The organism is Acholeplasma granularum ATCC 19168, from assembly GCF_000526235.1.
Taxonomy (GTDB): domain Bacteria; phylum Bacillota_I; class Bacilli_A; order Acholeplasmatales; family Acholeplasmataceae; genus Acholeplasma; species Acholeplasma granularum.
Genome location: NZ_JAFR01000006.1, coordinates 109,853 through 129,035 on the forward strand (window position 1 = coordinate 109,853; position 19,183 = coordinate 129,035).

Genomic DNA, 19,183 nt, shown 5'->3' on the forward strand with positions numbered 1-19,183 from the left:
GATGAAAGGCAGGCATTATGAAAGTAAAAATATTTAAATATAGCATTGTCCTTTTATTGGTTATAAGTTTAGTCACATTTGTAGCTGTACAAGTTTTTAGTCATAAAACAGTTTACATACCAAGACCAGAATATAACAAAACAGGATTTATCGCAAAAGAAGATTTTAGTGATGATACTATTACACTACAAAATACAGATTACAAATTTACATTAAATACAGAAGATACAAATTTTGAATTATTTGATGAAGATACAAATCAAACATGGTATTCAACACCTAAACATGAAACATTACTCGTTCCTGCAGATGCAAGAGAATTATTCGTATTATTTTACGAAAGAAAAATTGAAGCATCTAGAAGAGTTAGTGTAAATGATGAATCAATTCAGTACCAAAACTTTGAATTTAGAGTTACAAGTGACATGGTTGAGGTTCTTTATAAAGTTGGTGGTAAACATAATCTTTCAATGGTTGATTTACCTAGACAAGTATCAGATGAAGATTTTAATACATTAATCATCGAACCCCTAGAGGAAAAAGTTACAGAAGGTTTAGTTGAAGGGCGAGATTTAAGATTCTTAAAATCACAGTATAACTATGTAGCAAATGATCAAAAACATTATCTAAGAACTCTGGTTTCTCAAGATTCAATTGATATCATTTATAGTTTAGTTTTTGACCATTCACTCTATACATATGAAAAGTACCTAGAAGATTCAAATCGTTATGGACTGCCAACAGCTCTACAACTACCATATTTTGAATTCGCAGTTCAATATAAACTAACAAATTTAGGATTAGACATACGTTTAGTTAATGATTCCATTGTAGAATCTGAAGAATTTCCAATTGCTTATATTGATATACTTCCATATTTTGGAGCTGGTAATTTAGGTGATGAAGGATATACAGTAATACCTGATGGTTCCGGTATATTTATTAATCATAACAATCAAAAATATAGTACAGTAGGCTATGAAAAACGTGTTTATGGTTCTGATTTATCAATTGGAACTGCACATCAAGTTAAACCTGCATCAAACGAAAGATTATCATATCCAATGTATGGATATAATAAAAACAGTTATAGTTTTATTGGAATTATTCTAGAAGGTGATGCAATGTCTACACTAAGAGCTGGCTACTTAACTGAGTCTAGTGGTGGAGCCATTACACAAAAAATACCTTATGCGCATTATAGATACTTCTTAAGAGAACGTGATGCATTTATATTCCAAAATTTAAACAATCAACACCGTGTAACAACGTGGACTGTACCATATAATACTGAAGATTTTGTCTTATCATATCAGTTTATTGAAAAAGAAAATTCTACATACTTTGATATGGCAAAACTCTATCAAACACATTTAGTAGAAACTTACTTACTTGAAAAAATTGAAAGTCAAGAAAAACTACATATTACAATGTTAGGTGGATATTTAGATAAGAAGTATTTCTTAGGATTTCCATATCAATCTGTTGAATCATTAACAAATGTAAATGGTGTTAAAAATATAAAATCAGAAATTCAGAACCTAGGCATTAATGATTTTAGTATGACCTATCAAGGCTTTTCAAACCAAGGAGTAAAACCAACAACGTATCTTAAAACTGATTACAACAAGAATATTGCAACTAGAAAACAACTAAGTAATTTAATCAGTGAATTAAAAAATGAAGACATTGATTTATTCTTAGAGTTTACAACACTTTACGCTTACACAAAAAATAATTTAAATCTAGATAAAGATGTGACAGAATCTATTTTCCATAATCCAATATACAGATATCCATATAGTCCTGCAACTTCATTAGCTGATAAAACTAAGACCATTAGTTATATACAAAACACATCAGCCACAGACCGTGTGATATCAAACATACTTAAAACAACAAACAGTTTAGGTACCAGTAACATAGCATTAACAGACTTTGGATCACAACTTGCATCAAACTTAAATAAGAAAAACACAATGTTTAGATATGATGTAATCTCCAATCAACAAGCAACTATTCAAAGATTAGCTGAACATAACATACAACTTAGAAATCCTAATTTATATGCATTGATATATAGTGATCAAATCCTTGATTTAAATATGAAAGGTACAATGCATGCTATTGTTGATTATGATATTCCATTTGTACCACTAATCTTAAATGGATATTTCAATTATGCAGGTGAATCAGTTAATATAGATGACAGTAAAAATGTTAAATGGCATATGTTAAAGGCAATTGAAACAGGTGCGAATATTCAGTTTACATTTACAAATGATGAAACAACTAAACTGATTAAAACAGAATATAATTACTTAATCTCAACTTATTATAATTACTGGTTAAATGATGTAAAAAATATATATGATACTTTAGAAGGATTAAATATATTTAATAAAGAAATAATCAATCACCGCGTACTCAATCCACAAGGATCACTTGTTGAAGTCACATATGAAGGTAACCTAAAAATACAAATCAACTATGAAACAGAAAGTTATATGGTGATATCATGAAAGAAAAACAAGTAAAATATGTCGATATCAGCCAACTTGATAACCATCGTATAAAAACAGAATTAAGAATTGAAAAATTAAAGCATAAATTATCAAAAAATGAGACACTAATCAATGACTTATTGAGTAAAGAAAATTCTAGATATATTAAAAAAATTGTTAGAATTTCAGATAAAAACCAAAAAATCAAAAATACGATTAACAGATTATCACTAAGATTATTAGACATTCAAAAACAAAGGTTAGTTAAACGTAGTTATTATCAAATATTTAAAGAATGGTTTTCAAGAATACCTAATCAATATCAAAAATATATTTGGGGTATAATCTTTACAATTCCGTGGCTTATAGGAATGTTACTGTTTTTCTTACCTTCATTTTTCCAATCAATATGGTGGAGCTTTAATACGGTAGCACCTTCAAGTGATGGATTAAAATTTAGTTTTGTAGGCATAGAAAACTATATACACTTATTCAGAAGTTATGTGATAGATGGCAATACAGTATTTAGTGTTGAACTCTACTTATTTGTTCAAAATTTACTTATCGATTTACCAATCATATTAATATTTTCTATATTAATTGCAGTATTCTTAAGTAAACCATTTAAAGGCCATACTATCATTAAAGCCATATTTTTCATCCCTGTAATATATAACTTCACATTAATTTCAGACACACTCACACGTGGATTTGGTCAATACATCGACTCATCTACTGGTGCAGACCAAATGTTTGTTCAACAATTATCCTCCTTTTTCTTAGAAATAGGTATTGGTGGAGATTTAATTAGTATCATCTTACAAGCTGTTGATAGAATATTTATGATTGTAAATCTATCAGGCATCCAAATCCTTATATTTATAGCAGCAATTCAATCCATCCCCAATCATTTATACGAGGCTGCTAAAATAGAAGGTGCTTCAAAGTATGTTATGTTTTGGAAAATTACGATTGCTATGATTACACCATTTATACTAACTGCAGCAGTTTATACAGTCATAGATTCATTTACTAGAGCTCCAATATATAGATTCTTAGATTTTGCAATGAACGAAAATAGATATGGCTTAGCAGCAAGTATCTCAATGAGCTACTTTATAATTAACATTGCAATTATTGGACTAGTTTATCTAATGATGAGAAAGAGAGTATTCTATTATGATGACAAAAACTAAAACAACCTTTCTAAATCGTCAATTTGATAAAATTAAAGACTCATCAAAACAGTTTTATGATCGTAGATTAAAAACAACTTACAAACGTAAAATGACATTTGAGTTATTATTAGAAAAAGCTGCAATATTAATGAAATATTTCTTACTATATGGCTTAGCATTTGTTATTTTATATCCTTTATTACAGCAAATATCAATTGCACTACGTGCACCTGGTGATATTGATAAAGCATTAGTTGTATGGATACCTGAAAACTTCTCATTACAAAATATAAAAATTGCAGCAATTGTACTAGATTATTGGAACGCATTAAAAAATTCAATAATACTTAGTGGAGTTGTAACTATTTTACAAGTATTAACAACAGCACTTGCAGGTTATGCATTTGCAAGATTAAAGTTTAAGGGACAAGGCATATTATTTATAATTGTGGTTGCAACAATTATTGTTGCACCATCTACAATTGAACTGCCTTTGAAAATTAACTTAATGAACTTTTTAGGCACTGGTAAGTCTTTATTAGGTTCTCCTAATACAATGTATATTTTTGCAGCAACCGGTATGGGTATTAAAGCAGGTATATTTATATTCTTATTTAGACAGTTTTTTAGAGGTATACCAGAAGAAATAGAAGAGGCAGCTTACTTAGATGGTGCAAACCCTCTTCAAGTATTTACAAGAATTATGTTACCAAATGCTCGTGGAGCAATGGTTTTAACAGCAATCTTAACTTTTGTATGGCAATGGAATGACTCTTATTTTACAGCCAACTTTGTTACTAAAATCAACAGTGATTTTTCTACCCTCACAACAAAGATGATGTCCATTAGAAATGCAATTCAAGGAGCAATTATTCAAGCAGGTGTATGGGAATTATTTGATCAAGATGTGACTCAAAATCCACTCTTTACTTCAATGATTTTAAATACTGCAGCAATGTTAGCAATGATTCCTCTACTCATCTTTTACTTATTGATTCAAAAAGTATTATTTACAGAAGGTATTGAACGAAGTGGCCTAGTAGGCTAAAAAATAAAGGAGAAAAATATGAAAAAAATATTTATAATTTTAACTTCGGTTCTATTTTTATTTGTTTTAGTTGCATGTGGTCCTGGAACAAACGAACCAGATCCAAATCCAGATCCAGATCCAAATCCAAATCCAGACCCAGATCCGGATGAAACAAAATATGATTTAGGTGGAATTGATTTCGTTATTATGGTTGACAATGGTCAAAGAAGTGATCCAAGATCATCTATTTACGAACGTTTATTCAAAGAAGAAAAAGCAGCGCTTATTAGTAAAGTAGAAGAAAAATATAACATCAAAGTTGTATTCCAAACATATCCAACAAATGCTTCATGGGGTGGAGCTAGAGAACGTTATATTATCGAAGAATCTGCACTTAAAACACAATCAGCGCATGTATATGAAATTATATCAACATCTCTTGGTAACTTAGCTGAGCAAGATGCAATTGTTCCTTTAGATGATTATATTGATGCTTATGGCTCAAAAAACTTCTGGGAATCTAAAAAAGCATTTGGTTTAGTTAAAGGTAGCTATTATGGTTATGATGACCAATTCCCAATTGCTGATAAAGGTTTATATTATAATGTTGATTTAATGGGAAGAGTTCTAGGAACAACTAGAAAAAACGAACCATTAGAACTATGGAAAAAAGGTGAATGGACTTGGGAAAAATTCGCTGAACTTGCTAATACACTTAAATCTGGCTTAAATCACTTAAGAAGTGATGAAGATGGTGGTCCTCAATACGTATTTGGTGGAAGAACTTATAACTGGGCATACGGATTTATCGGTGCAAACGGTGGGCAATTAGTTGATGATGAATTCAATACATACTTAACTTCTAAACCAGTACTGGATGCACTTGAGTACTTAAACGGATTATATCAAGTACCAGGTATGTGGATTGATGATGCAAGTTTATCAAATACTTCACAACCACAATTTTCAGCTGGTAATGTTGTATTCCAAGATGGTGAATCATGGCATATAACTGCATCTAACAAATGGGGGAATGCTAATTTTCCAATTAACTTTATACCATATCCAGTAGGACCTAATATTAATGAAGACAAATCTAATTACAGATCATTATATGTAGGTGGAAAATCAACACACGTTATATCCTCATCATTTGCAAAAGCAAACATACCTCCAGGGTATGAAGATTTAATGATTCACGATGAAATAATCTTTAAAATTTGGGCAGATATGCAATATTTCCCTGAAACATTAGAAGAAGTACAAGATGACTTCTATAACACTAGATTACGTTCAAGTTATGAAAGTGCTGATTCACGTGAAATTCACTTAGAATTAATTGATAATACTTATCCTGATAATTTCTATAGTGTTGCTGAATCTTTAAACCAGGTAGAAGGTTCATTTATGCTTATGATTCAACAATCTATTCGTTCAGGTGATGTCAGAAACGTAATGACTTCAACTGAATCAAGTCTACGTGCAATCTTAATTGAAAGATTTAAACTAGGCGAAGGTTTTTACAATTAATTATTATTAAAAAAAATTCATATGGATAGCGTCATCAATTGGTGACGCTCTTCCAAGTGTTTAAATAAGAGGTCGAAATGAAAAAAATTGTATTTATGGGCGATTCAATTACAGCAGGATTTAAACTATTAAGTAACTATGAAAACATAATAAATATGGGTGTTGGTGGCAATAAGACTACTGAAACAATCCCACTTGTAAAAAACTTAAGACTACATCAACCGGATATCGTTGTTTTAATGATTGGTATAAATGATTTTTTATGCAATGTACGTTACTTTGATCATGGATATACAATTCCATTTTATAAAACATACGATGCATTAATTGATTTAATATCAGTTAACTTACCCAGAACTAATCTCTATTTAGTTTCTATGTTACCAATGAATAGCCGTAGTGAAGGTCAATTAACAAAAGAAAATGTTCTTGAATATAATAAAGATATTTATTTCATTAACAAATTCATTAAACATCAAGCCAAAGCATATAAAGCAACATATCTTGATTTATATAGCAAATTCATAGTTGATGGATATTTAAACCCACATTACACAATTGACGGTATTCACTTAAGTGAATTAGGATATGAAACATATCTAGAATTCTTAAAAGAGAATGCTAAAGACATATTTATTTAAAGACCAGGAAGAAGGAAAATAATGAAAAAAATATATTCGATTTTATTAATTTTATTACTCATATTTACACTTATTGGCTGCATACCTAATGATGTTCCTAATCCAGATCCAAATCCAGATCCGAATCCGGATGTAGATCCTGATGAAGAAAAATACTTAAATGATACATTTAGTCCAATATTAAGTTTTTCTGATGCATCAAAACAAACAGTTTCAGTCAATCAGTATAGTGATTTTAATGTATTTGAAGGGCTTCGTGCACTTGATAATCTAGAAGGTGATATTACAGATAAAATTCAAGTAGACCTTGGAGAATTTGATATCACTAAACCTGGAACATATGAAGTTGTATTCTTTGTCCTTGATAGAGCTCAAAATGTATCCAATCAACTCATTAAAAGTATTACTGTTATTCAAGTTTATCCACTTGTAGAAAAATATCCAGTTTTTACAGGAATTATTCCAAATGAATCACCAATTCCTGAAAAACCAAGAGTGTTTCAAGGTGCATATTATCATAGAGTTTTTTCATCAAGAGATTATTGGGTTGGGCTAGAAGCAGAATTTACATTACCAATGCCGGATATTAATAGATATCAATCCACATTTAATCAAAACTTAAATATAGATCCATTTTCTAAGAACTTAGATAATCCATCAATATATATGGGTGGTAATGCTACTTTTGAATCTGATGTAGGTCTATCATTATCTACAGTACTTGTTAAAAATCAAAGTGGAAGTATGGTAATTTCTACAGGTTCATACGCATTTAGACCTTTTTGGAGATATATTACGACATCAAATTATGATATCGGTGGTTATGATAGAGCAAATGGCAGATTTTATGCTGTTAGTAGCGTATCTACAGGTAATACTAAAAATATGATTGGTAACTGGGATTTTAATGACACACAATACTATTTTTTACCAGGTGACCGCCTAAGAATGATTCTATATTCTCCAAAACCAGGATATTTACAACTTCAAATCGAAGTACTAGAAAAATCGACATTAGAGTATTCATTAAATGTACGTTCATATAATGGATGGAAAGATCCGGAAAACTTTATGTCACCAGTATTTTCTAGTCCGGGAAATGGTGATATTAAAACAGAATTTAAACGTGTAAATGCAATCGATCAATCAGCTAATGAAGGTAAACCAGTTATTCCAACAACCTCAAGTGTTGGTGAAATGATATGGCATAATACATATCTACACCGTAAGATTGATGGAAAATTATACCGAGTGGTATTAAATATGAATCGTGGAAACTTTATAAGTGCACCACTAGAATCTTATTTTACAGCAACTCCAGTTGATCCAACAACTGGTGGACAAACAGTTATGATTCATCCAAATAATGCATAAAAGAGGTATTTAATTTGAAAAAAATAGCAATCCTGCCTTTAGATGAAAGGCCATGTAATTACCAATTTAATCAACTACTAGTAGAAGGCATGCCTTATGAAATTATTGCACCTGATCTATCAATATTAGGACTTAAAAAGCAAAAAGGTGATTTAGATAAAATCAGTACTTGGCTAAAAAATGTGGCTAAAGATGTTGATGGTATGGTTATTGCAGTTGATACATTAGTTTATGGGGGTATTGTTCCTTCAAGGCTACATCATGATGATGTAGAAACCTTACTTCAAAGATTAAATGTATTAAAAATGATTAAAGAAGAATATCCTCATATTAAAATTTATGCATATAACTTAATTATGCGTAATCCAAAATATTCATCAAGTGATGAAGAACCTGATTATTATGAGTATATGGGCCGTGAAATACATCTTTATGGCGTATATAATCATAAAAAGAGTTTAGGTATTTTAACTGAAGAAGAATCAAAAACACTTGAAAGAATTGAAAAAACAATTGACCATACAAACTTAAAGGATTATTTAGATCGTCGTGATAAAAATATTGAAGTTAACATTGCATTCTTAGAACTTATTAAAGAAGGTATTGTAGAATTTGGTATAGTTCCACAAGATGATTCAAGTCCTTACGGCTTAACAGCAAATGATCAAGTAAGAGTTAGAAAAGCAATTAAAGACTTAAATATAGAGCTAACATGTTATATGTATCCAGGAGCTGATGAAGTTACAAATACATTACTAGCTAGACTTATTAATCAATATGAAAATAAAAAACCACTCATCTATCCATATTATGCCTCAATTACTGGTGGTATGCAAATTCCTTTATACGAAGATAGAATATTAAATGAAACAGTTAAATATCAAGTGCTAGCAGCAGGTGGTATATTGGTTTCAAGTCTTAAAGAAGCTGAAATTGCATTATTAATTAATGTATCATCAAATGATATGACTGAAGCAAATAATCAACATGAAGCGAGTCTAGCATATGATGCAAACAGAAACTTAATTGAATATGTTGAATTTGCTAACTATGCATTAAGTATTGGTAAAAAAGTTATTATAGCCGATGTTGCTTATGCAAATGGTGGGGACCTAAACTTATTAAAACTTTTACGTCAAAAAGGTATATTAACAAAAATATCTGCATATGCAGGATGGAATACATCCTCAAATACTTTAGGTACATGTATACCTCAAGGAATGTTTGATTTAATTTATCCTAATCGTAAAGAAAACATTAACTTTTTAGGGTTACGTTTTGTTGAAGATTTTGGATATTGTAGTGTTGTTAGAAAAAATGTAGCTAAATCACTTAAAGAACCAAATAATTATTTTTTAATCGATGGACAAAGAGGAAAAGTGGTTGAGCAAATTAAAAAAGAACTAAATAATTTCATTAAAAACGAATTAAATGGTGAGTATACATTCGAAATAACAGATATTTATTCACCATGGAATCGTATGTTTGAAACAGGATTAAAAGTTATTGCACATGAAAATAAATAAATTATGGTTGGATGGTATACCCCTTACAACCTATGAAATTGAAGATAACAAAGAAAAACCACTAATATATTTTTTCCATGGTTTTAGTGGTAATAAAGATGCAAACATCATGGGCCGTGGAGAAATTTTAGCTAACTTAGGATTTTATGTAGTCGCAATTGATGCATACATGCACGGTGAACGTATGTCTCATTTTGAGAAAAATCGTTCAAACGTTAAAAGATATGAAGATATTATTGAAATAGTCATTCACACAGCTCATGATGCAAAACATTTATTTGCAAAATACTTTAGTAAGATGCCTTTAATTATTAAAGATAGTTACCATGCTTATGGTGTATCAATGGGAAGTTTAACAGCATTTTACCTAGGTACGATTGATACAAAATTAAAAATGATTATAGGTATTGTTCCAACACCATCTTTTGTAGAATATTATGAAGATAAAGCAAACATGTATGGATTTAATGAAGGGTTTTTCTATGATAGAAAAATAGATTATTATAAAAAAATAGACCCTACTTATAATTACTTAAAATTAAAAGAAAAAACAATTTACATGGCATGTGGAATAAAAGATGAAATTGTTCCAAATAAATATGCAATTAAGTTACATGAATACTTGCCTGAATCAACCATTAAGTTTTATGATACAGGTCATGTTTCAACTGATGAGATGCTTAAAGACAGTTATAGTTTTTTAAAAAACGAGGTGTTTTAAGTGGAAGAAATTATTGTAAGAAAATTTCATCTAGACGGTATTCCAATATCTATTTATGAATTAAATAATACATTAGATAAACCAGTAATATATTCATTTCATGGATTTAATGGATATAAAGATGGAGATTATTTTAAAAGAGAAGATGCACTAGCTAGATTAGGATTTATTGTAGTAGGACTAGATACAATATTACATGGCGAAAGAAGAATACCTTTATATGAACTAAAATCTGATTCTGAAAAGATGAAAGATATTTGCCATATGATTATTGAAAGTGCAAATGATGCCAAAACTTTATATGAAAAGTATATAAAATTTATGCCTCGTGTAAAAAAAGATGAACTCTACAGTATTGGTGTATCAATGGGTGGTGCAATTTCAATATATTTTTCAACAATATACCCATTAAAAAAAGCGGTATCTATAGTTGGTTCTCCTTCAATGGTTAAGTTTTATGAACATAAAGCTAAATTATTAAATTGGGAAAAAGACTTTTATTATCAATCAAGTATAGATTACTTAAAATTACATGATCCAGTGATAAACTCACATCTCATACAATCAAAATTATTTTTAACTGGTGGTATCAATGATGATGTAATACCTATAGAGTTTGTAGAAATGTTAAAAGATCATAAAAATGTTACTACAAAAATATATAATACAGGACATATGCCTAATCAACAGCAGTTTGATGATGCATACAAATTTTTATTAAAAGAGGATTAGCAAGATGAAGATAAAATATGATGCAGTAGTCATCGGAGGATCGTTAGGTGGCATAATGGCTGCCTATGCACTTAGTAAAGAAGGCATTAAAACTGCTTTAGTTGAACAATATCATTGGATTGGTGGACAATTAACGTCACAAGGTGTACCAAGTGATGAACATGATTTCATTGAGTTTACAGGAGCTACAAAAACATATCGTGATTTTAGAGAAAATATTCGTTCATATTATAGAAATCATCCAGATATTATTGATGAATTAAAAATAAAAGACATATTTAATCCTGGAAATGGTTGGGTTTCTAAAAACTCAAGTGATCCAAGAATATCATTACACTTTTTAGAAAAACTATTAGAGCCATTTATTGAATCCGGTATCTTAACACTTTATAAAGATACAACATTGTTAGGTAGTGAAACCAATCATAACACAGTATATAATGTGCTTCTAAAAAAAGATAATAAAGAATTTATTTTAGAAGCAAAATACTTTTTAGATGCTACAGATACTGGTGAATTATTACCACTAACAAATACTAAATATGTAACTGGCGCTGAAAGTTTTGATGAAACAGGTGAACCACATGCACCTAAAGAAGCTAAACCATTTGACATGCAACCGATTACTTGGACTGCTGCAGTAGGATTTGATCCTGATAATAAAACTAAAATGGAAAAGCCAGCCTTATATGATTATTTCAAAAATTATATTATGCCATTTAATGAATCCATTTTAAGTTGGTATGCTGCAGGTTTAGATCAAGGTTCTAAACGTGAATTTTCAATGTTTGGTGAAAAACCATATGAGCATACACCTGCTATGTTTACATATCGACAAGTGATTGAAAAAAATCACTTTAAAAAAGGTGTAAATGCTTCTGTAATGCTCATAAACTGGCCACAAAATGATTACATTTTAGGTAATATTTATGATGATAAAAACGCACTTTATCATCAATACAAAGCAAAACAATTAACACTTTCTTTAGTTTATTGGTTACAAAACGAAGCAAGACGTGATGATGGTAATGGAATTGGTTATCATGAAATATTTCTAGTACCTGATGTGTTAGGTACAAAAGATGGGCTTGCTATGGCACCATATATTAGAGAATCTAGAAGAATTAAAGCACTATATACGATTAAAGAACAAGATATCTCTAAACGTTATGCAAAAACTGCACCTAATTTTAAAGATTCAATAGGAATTGGGCATTATCATATCGATTTACATATGACAACAGAAACAAAAACATACTTTTTTGATGAAACATATCCATTCCAAATTCCCCTAGGTGCACTCATACCGATTGAAACCAATAACTTAATTGCTGCATGTAAAAATATTGGAACAACACATGTTACAAATGGTTGTTATAGACTACATCCGGTTGAATGGAACATCGGTGAATCTGCAGGATATTTAGTAGCATATTGCTTAAAAAATAATACAACACCTAAAGCTGTCTATGAAAATGATTCATTACTCAAAGACTACCAAGCTTTACTTATAAAACAAGGCATACTTCTTCAGTGGCCAGAAAGTGTATTAGGTAAATAATTATGAAAGATGATTTAAATAAATTAGTAACTCCAACACTTGATAGTCACCACGTATCATTAGAGGCTTTTAATGATGTTAAAGTATATGACAAACCATTTGAAGAAACAAAACCAACACCTCCACCTCAATGTTTTTTAGGTGCTTGGTATCATAAAGTTTTTTCATCAAAAGATCAGTGGTTAGGTATTGAAGGTACAATTCGTTTAGGAGAATTTATTCCGGATCCTAAACGTTTTGGTCATGATAATAGAACACATTGGCAACGTTATTTAGATAGTCCATCAATTTATATGGGTGGGCATGCTTTAAGTGAATCTGATGCTGGTTTAGGTTTAATGAGTGGCTATGAAACCCTAGATACATCAACACCAATTAACTATGGTACTAAAAAGGTAAGCTATCGTCCTTTTTATAGATATATTTATAGTGAAGCAATTGATAAAAATGGTAACGTGCAAAGAAATAATGTTAACTCATGGAATGTATCAGATCCAACTAGATTTGAGTATTATTATTTCCCAGGGGATTTAATAAAAATGAGTGTTTACAGCCCACTACCTAATTACCTTCAATTAAAAATCGAAGTATTAGAGACAACAACTATAGAAAAATATAAAAATCAAAGAGCTTTATACAAACTAAAAAATAACCAACCATCTACTTACTATAGTCCACTGTTTTTTAGTGAAGGACATGGATTATCAAATGCAGAATTTAAACGAGTAAACTCAATTGATCAATATGGTAATGAAGGTTCAAATGTGAAACTAACTGATGCTAAAGTAACAAAAGCAACGTGGGAATCTGTTTACTTATATAGAAAAATTGAAGATGAAATTGTAAAAGTTCCATTCAATAAAGAAAGACAATCTGTTATGACTTGTCCAAATGTGGAATCATTTACCATTACACAAAATGAAGAACAAATAAAAAAAGGTGGAGAATCTATTGAGATTCACCCTACATCATACTAGGAAAGGGGAGCTTAAAATGAATATCTTAGAACTTATAAAAGGCAAACTTATTGTAAGCTGCCAAGCACTAGAAAATGAACCACTTCATGGTCCTGAAATTATGCGAAAAATGGCTAAAGCTGCAAAAGAAGGTGGAGCTGTAGCCATTAGAGCAAATGGCATTAATGATATTATTGCCATTAAAGAAGAAACAAATCTACCTATAATAGGTCTTGTTAAAAGGGACTATCCAGGATGTGATGTATATATTACACCAACGATAAAAGAAATTAATGAACTCATTAAATCAGGTTGTGAAATTATTGCAATGGATGCTACAAATAGATGTCATGCTGATAATGTCAGTTTAAAATCAAAAGTAGATTTAATACATGAAGCAGGCTTATTAGCTATGGCTGATATATCAACATATGAAGAAGCGATCTTTGCAGAACAAATCGGATTTGATATGATTTCAACAACACTATCAGGATACACGCCATACTCAAGACAGCTTGTTGGACCTGATATTGAACTTGTAAGAGATCTTGTAAGAGATTTAAATATACCAGTAATTGCTGAAGGTAGAATATCAACAGTAGAAGAGATTATAGAAATAAAAAAATATAACCCACACGCAATAGTCATAGGCAGTGCTATTACACGTCCACAAGCTATAACAAAACGATTTGTTGATGCTTACTTAAATCAAGAATAATGAGTAAAAAATATGTAATTTTATACATACTTAAGTGTATAACTTTACACTCAAAACTAAAAGGAATATAATGAGAATGCATCCAAACAATTGGGTGCTACTTATCCCCTATTAGTGTACTTAGTACACAAATCCCCTTTAATGACCCCTTGGCCTTTAGTCAAGGGGTCGCTCTTTTTATATTCACATAAATAATATCCTTTTTATGCTACAATATATATAATAAAACACACAAAATATAAGGGGAAATTATGATAAAGGTACACAATCTTACAAAAGCATATGATAATTTATTAGTCGTAAAAGATGCTAATTTTGATATAAGTGAAAACCAGATCGTTGGATTATTAGGACCTAATGGTAGTGGTAAAACTACAATTATCAAACTTATAAATGATTTAATAAAACCTACAACAGGCCATATTGAATTTAAAGGTGAAAAACTTAATTTAAATGCTAAAAATTGTATAAGCTATTTACCAGAACGCAGTGCATTAAATATTAGTCAAACGGTTAAAAGTGCTATTAAAATGTATAGTGATTTTTTTCTAGATTTTAATTCAGAACACGCACTTCATATATTAAAATTATTAGATATACCAACGAGTAAAAGATTATCACAACTATCCAAAGGACAAAAGGGTAAGGTTCAACTAGCACTTACATTTGGCAGAAAAGTAGATTTATATATACTTGATGAACCACTAGATGGTATGGATCCTGCATCTAGAGATTTAATCATGAAAATTATTTTAAAATATAAAAAAGAAAACTCATCAATACTCATATCAACACACCAAATTACTGATATTGAAGATTACCTAGATTCAGCTATATTACTAAAGAATGGCGAAGTTATTGAATTTGGCTTAGTAAGTTCCTTAAATCAGTTGCATAATATGAAATTGTCGCAATACTTTAAGGAGGTCTATAAATATGATGAAGAAATTATATAAGTGGGATTTGATTTCCTATTTTAATCAACTTAAATGGCTTTTTGTATCAACATTATTTTTAAGTTTAGTTTCATTTATAGCTAAACAATTTATAGATGATAATTTTATTTGGACATTTTTATATCAGCCTGTATATATTATGAGTATTGTTGGAATTATAGCTTTATCAGTATATTCATATTTTTCTATTTTTCAACGATATTATCAAACGATGTTTAAAGATGAAGCTTATTTTACGCATACACTACCCTTATCTAAAACTAGAATACTTATCTCAAAAATGTTATCTGCTTTTACACTACTTATTATTCTTATCATGATTGTAGGTGGACTGCTTATATTATTAGAAATAATTAATATCAAACAGTTTTGGGACTTAAGACTTATTGATCAAAATCTATTTAATATTTCATTATTTAGTGTATTATCAGCAATACTCATGCTATTTATTACCATATTGGTAATCTATGCAGCAATTTCATTTGGCTTTTCATATAACAAAAGAGAATGGCTTTATACATTTTTATATTTCATAATATATTACATGGTCAATCAGTTCTTAAGTCTATTAAGTATGGGTATAAACTTAATATTTAATCCGAACTTATTTGATTCTGAACCAGATCAAATGTTTAACTCATTAATTGGTATCATTATTGTTCAACTTATATTTTCTATTGGATTAGGAGTTCTTAACTTCTTTATATCCAGACTATTAATTACGAAAAAATTAAATTTAAAAAATGGTTAATTATTTAGGCAATCACAACTATCAGTGATTGCCTTATTTTTATAATAATATGCTATAATAATAACATTGAAAATCTGCACATAGGGGATAAAATGAATGTTAGAATTAAAAAATATATATAAAAAATACGCCACGAAAAAAGGTGTGGAAGTCCATGCTTTAAAAGATGTAAGCATAGTTTTTGGTCAAACTGGTCTTGTTTTTGTTACAGGAAAATCAGGAAGCGGAAAATCAACCTTACTGAATTTAATTGGTGGTCTTGATATATATGATTCAGGCGATATAATCATTAATAATAAATCAAGTAACGACTTTAAACAAAGAGATTTCGATTCATATAGAAACACGATGGTAGGGTTTATTTTTCAAGAATACAATATACTAGATGAATTTAATGTAGCTCAAAATATTGGTCTAGCACTTGCACTACAAGGTCAAAAAGTTGATGATGAGAGTGTTAACAAATTATTAAAAGACTTAGATATAGAAGGCTTAGGTCAAAGAAATCCTAATGAACTATCCGGAGGTCAAAAACAAAGAGTTGCTATTGCAAGAGCATTAGTGAAAAATCCTAAAATAATTTTAGCAGATGAACCAACTGGAGCACTAGATAGTACAACAGGAACACAACTAATAGAAACATTAAAAAAATTATCTAAAGATCGATTAGTTATCGTTATCTCACATGACTTAGAATTTGCAAGAAAATATGCTGATAGAATGATTCATTTTATAGATGGTAAAATCGACTACGATATTACCTATACAGGAAAAACAGTAGAAGAAAATGAACCAATTAAGATTACAAATGAAGGTATCTTAATAAAACCCAAATATCAACTAACGCCCAATGATTTAGAGATTATTAACAACTACTTGAAAGATAAAGACAATCTTACAAGTATTAAGTTAAATAAATCAAGTAAATTCCATGATGGTTTTGAATCGACAGATGAATCTTTAATTAATAAAAGTACTGAAGAATTTGAACTGATTAAATCAAAACTTCCATTAAAAGCTTCTTTTTCAATGGCACTTAATGCCTTATCACATAAAAAGCTAAGATTGATATTTTCTATTATTTTATCTTCAATTGCACTCATTATGTTTGGTGTTGTTGATACCTTTTCAAATTACGATGCTAGAAATAAGTCATACCAATCAGTTATTGATAATGGTCACGAAACAATTGTATTAGGATATGCAAAAAAATCAGGTGGAGACTGGGTATATTATAATCGTGAGATAATGAATAATAATCAAAAATTATTATTAGAATCTAAATATGAAAATCAAACATTTTTACCTATTTATGAAGACATTCGATTGTTTTATAGTTTTTTTATAGATGCAAAACACGATGATATGACATATTATGATTATGATGGTTTAAGACAATATATTGAAGCGGATAAAGAGTTTCTTGATAATACTAATTATGAACTTATAGGTGAATTACCCAGCAATTTAGAAGAAGTAGTTATCCCGATGTATCTATTTGAACAGTTTAAGACATATGGATATATTGATGAATCAGATAATAAATTTGAAATTGATACACCAGAAGATATAATAGGAAAAACAATTTCATCTAGTTATTTTGAATTTACAATTTCCGGTGTCATGGATTATAAATATGACTTATCTAAATATGAAACATTAAAAAATCATCCAAGAAACGAAAGTATATCAGGAAATTTATACTGGGAGTTTAGGGAATTTATGGATAAATCACCTGCAGGACTATTTATTTTGGGTAAAGGCATAACACAAAAAGTAAATGAATTTCAAAGCAAAAATACATCATCAGTACTCATCCACACGAGTTTAACAAATAACGTATTTTTTAGCTACATAAATAAAATAAGTGAACTTAATTTAAGTGATATCGTCACATTTAAAGATTTATCAGTAAATGATAAAACACCTTTAGACATTGTAGTTGATCAAAATACTATGGAATACATTGCAAATCAAATAATGGGTCTTGACATTAAGCATGACATTGGACTAAATTATGTATTAAGTAATTACTATGATGAGGCAACAGCACTTTTAGATATATATTATCCGCAATACGCAAATCTTGAATCAATCCCGGTTGAATTCAAACAAGATATAATCTATCTTTCTTTAGGCTCACAAGTTTTAACTCAAGATGATCAAAAGTTAATTTCTGCCCTATCAATTAAGTATTATTTAGATAATTTCGAACCAATTACATATACAATGAATATTGATATGGTTAATAATGGAAATGATGTTATTTATGAAGAATTTAGAGTTATCGGCTATTCTAGTGATGCTAGCAGGTCAACATTTTATGTAAGTGATACCAAATTTGATGAAATAGTAGTTAAGCCAGATGCAAAATATTTTAGTCTAATAACACCTACAAAAACTTTAACAAAGAAAAACTTTTATCAAATGATTGAAGAAAACATGGATAAGTCACAAGACTACCGTTTTGAGGTTATGGATGCAGATGTTAACTATTTAGTTTTTTTAAGTGAAAATATATATAGTATGCAAACATTTTTCTTTTACACTGCACTAATAATGGCTTCATTTGCAGGGCTTTTAATGTTTAGCTTTATGAGTTCTAGTGTAGCCTATAAAAAGCAAGAAATAGGCATATTACGCGCCATTGGTGCAAGTAGTAAAGATGTCTTAGGTGTCTTTTCTAAAGAAACATTAATGATTTCTTTAATTAATTTAATGATTTCTATTATTGGTACAATAATTGTTTCTGATTTACTAAATAAAACGATGATTCAGTCCCTTAATTTAAAAACTACATTATTTGATTTTGGTATAAAACAAATTATATTACTAATGATAATTTCGTTAAGTATTGGATTTATATCAAGTGCACTACCAGTACTTAAAACAGCAAATAAAAAACCGATCGATGCAATTAAAAATAAATAAGATTTATATAAAAGGTAATATTATGTTTTTATTACCTTTTTTTATGAGTGAGTTATAACTTTCTTTGACTTCAA

Annotated in this window: 15 protein-coding genes; all 15 read left to right on the top strand. The window is 29.4% G+C overall.

Annotation, left to right across the window (positions count from 1 at the left end; translation table 11 throughout):
* Positions 1 to 17: 17 nt before the first annotated feature.
* The 15 genes from G324_RS0100925 (at position 18) to G324_RS08020 (ending at position 19,109) form a co-directional block, all read left to right on the top strand.
* Entirely contained in the window at positions 18 to 2,522 is a 2,505-nt protein-coding gene (locus G324_RS0100925) for a DUF5696 domain-containing protein (protein ID WP_162146776.1), read from the top strand.
* Entirely contained in the window at positions 2,519 to 3,700 is a 1,182-nt protein-coding gene (locus G324_RS0100930) for a carbohydrate ABC transporter permease (RefSeq protein WP_025724522.1), read from the top strand. Before G324_RS0100925 ends, G324_RS0100930 begins: the two co-directional genes overlap by 4 nt.
* Positions 3,684 to 4,730: a carbohydrate ABC transporter permease gene (locus tag G324_RS0100935; RefSeq protein WP_025724523.1), complete on the top strand. Its 1,047-nt coding sequence runs from the start codon at positions 3,684 to 3,686 to the stop codon at positions 4,728 to 4,730. Before G324_RS0100930 ends, G324_RS0100935 begins: the two co-directional genes overlap by 17 nt.
* Positions 4,731 to 4,748: 18 nt before the next feature.
* Positions 4,749 to 6,242, top strand: a complete 1,494-nt coding sequence (locus tag G324_RS0100940; protein WP_025724524.1) for an ABC transporter substrate-binding protein — start codon at positions 4,749 to 4,751, stop codon at positions 6,240 to 6,242.
* Positions 6,243 to 6,319: 77 nt separating this feature from the next.
* Positions 6,320 to 6,883: an SGNH/GDSL hydrolase family protein gene (locus G324_RS0100945; protein WP_025724525.1), complete on the top strand. Its 564-nt coding sequence runs from the start codon at positions 6,320 to 6,322 to the stop codon at positions 6,881 to 6,883.
* Positions 6,884 to 6,904: 21 nt separating this feature from the next.
* Complete coding sequence (locus G324_RS0100950) at positions 6,905 to 8,257, top strand: immunoglobulin-like domain-containing protein (RefSeq protein ID WP_025724526.1); 1,353 nt, start codon at positions 6,905 to 6,907, stop codon at positions 8,255 to 8,257.
* 14 nt (positions 8,258 to 8,271) lie between these two features.
* A complete protein-coding gene (locus tag G324_RS0100955; protein ID WP_025724527.1) occupies positions 8,272 to 9,783 on the top strand; it encodes a DUF4127 family protein in 1,512 nt (503 codons plus the stop codon).
* Positions 9,770 to 10,504 (top strand): alpha/beta hydrolase family protein, encoded by a 735-nt coding sequence (locus G324_RS0100960; RefSeq protein ID WP_025724528.1) that lies wholly within the window; start codon positions 9,770 to 9,772, stop codon positions 10,502 to 10,504. Before G324_RS0100955 ends, G324_RS0100960 begins: the two co-directional genes overlap by 14 nt.
* Positions 10,505 to 11,236 carry an alpha/beta hydrolase family protein gene (locus tag G324_RS0100965; RefSeq protein ID WP_025724529.1) on the top strand — a complete coding sequence of 244 codons (732 nt, stop codon included), beginning with the start codon at positions 10,505 to 10,507 and terminating at the stop codon, positions 11,234 to 11,236.
* A gap of 4 nt (positions 11,237 to 11,240) precedes the next feature.
* The gene (locus G324_RS0100970) at positions 11,241 to 12,797 is read left to right on the top strand and encodes an FAD-dependent oxidoreductase (RefSeq protein ID WP_035357014.1); all 1,557 of its coding nucleotides are present in this window, start codon (positions 11,241 to 11,243) and stop codon (positions 12,795 to 12,797) included.
* 2 nt (positions 12,798 to 12,799) lie between these two features.
* Positions 12,800 to 13,774, top strand: coding sequence for a hypothetical protein (locus G324_RS0100975; RefSeq protein WP_025724531.1), 975 nt, complete (start codon positions 12,800 to 12,802; stop codon positions 13,772 to 13,774).
* A gap of 22 nt (positions 13,775 to 13,796) precedes the next feature.
* Positions 13,797 to 14,471, top strand: a complete 675-nt coding sequence (locus G324_RS0100980; RefSeq protein ID WP_025724532.1) for a putative N-acetylmannosamine-6-phosphate 2-epimerase — start codon at positions 13,797 to 13,799, stop codon at positions 14,469 to 14,471.
* 251 nt (positions 14,472 to 14,722) lie between these two features.
* Positions 14,723 to 15,427, top strand: coding sequence for an ABC transporter ATP-binding protein (locus tag G324_RS0100985; protein WP_035357015.1), 705 nt, complete (start codon positions 14,723 to 14,725; stop codon positions 15,425 to 15,427).
* Entirely contained in the window at positions 15,408 to 16,178 is a 771-nt protein-coding gene (locus tag G324_RS0100990) for a hypothetical protein (RefSeq protein WP_025724534.1), read from the top strand. The genes G324_RS0100985 and G324_RS0100990 overlap by 20 nt, the downstream gene beginning before the upstream one ends.
* A 96-nt stretch (positions 16,179 to 16,274) precedes the next feature.
* A complete protein-coding gene (locus G324_RS08020) occupies positions 16,275 to 19,109 on the top strand; it encodes an ABC transporter ATP-binding protein/permease (RefSeq protein ID WP_025724535.1) in 2,835 nt (944 codons plus the stop codon).
* The last annotated feature ends 74 nt before the right edge of the window (positions 19,110 to 19,183 follow it).

Excerpts from the sequence above, each read along its gene's own strand:
- G324_RS0100925 (WP_162146776.1), top strand. The coding sequence starts at position 18 with ATGAAAGTAAAAATATTTAAATATAGCATTGTCCTTTTATTGGTTATA.
- G324_RS0100930 (WP_025724522.1), top strand. The coding sequence starts at position 2,519 with ATGAAAGAAAAACAAGTAAAATATGTCGATATCAGCCAACTTGATAAC.
- G324_RS0100935 (WP_025724523.1), top strand. The coding sequence starts at position 3,684 with ATGATGACAAAAACTAAAACAACCTTTCTAAATCGTCAATTTGATAAA.
- G324_RS0100940 (WP_025724524.1), top strand. The coding sequence starts at position 4,749 with ATGAAAAAAATATTTATAATTTTAACTTCGGTTCTATTTTTATTTGTT.
- G324_RS0100945 (WP_025724525.1), top strand. The coding sequence starts at position 6,320 with ATGAAAAAAATTGTATTTATGGGCGATTCAATTACAGCAGGATTTAAA.
- G324_RS0100950 (WP_025724526.1), top strand. The coding sequence starts at position 6,905 with ATGAAAAAAATATATTCGATTTTATTAATTTTATTACTCATATTTACA.
- G324_RS0100960 (WP_025724528.1), top strand. The coding sequence starts at position 9,770 with ATGAAAATAAATAAATTATGGTTGGATGGTATACCCCTTACAACCTAT.
- G324_RS0100970 (WP_035357014.1), top strand. The coding sequence starts at position 11,241 with ATGAAGATAAAATATGATGCAGTAGTCATCGGAGGATCGTTAGGTGGC.
- G324_RS0100975 (WP_025724531.1), top strand. The coding sequence starts at position 12,800 with ATGAAAGATGATTTAAATAAATTAGTAACTCCAACACTTGATAGTCAC.
- G324_RS0100985 (WP_035357015.1), top strand. The coding sequence starts at position 14,723 with ATGATAAAGGTACACAATCTTACAAAAGCATATGATAATTTATTAGTC.
- G324_RS0100990 (WP_025724534.1), top strand. The coding sequence starts at position 15,408 with ATGATGAAGAAATTATATAAGTGGGATTTGATTTCCTATTTTAATCAA.
- G324_RS08020 (WP_025724535.1), top strand. The coding sequence starts at position 16,275 with ATGTTAGAATTAAAAAATATATATAAAAAATACGCCACGAAAAAAGGT.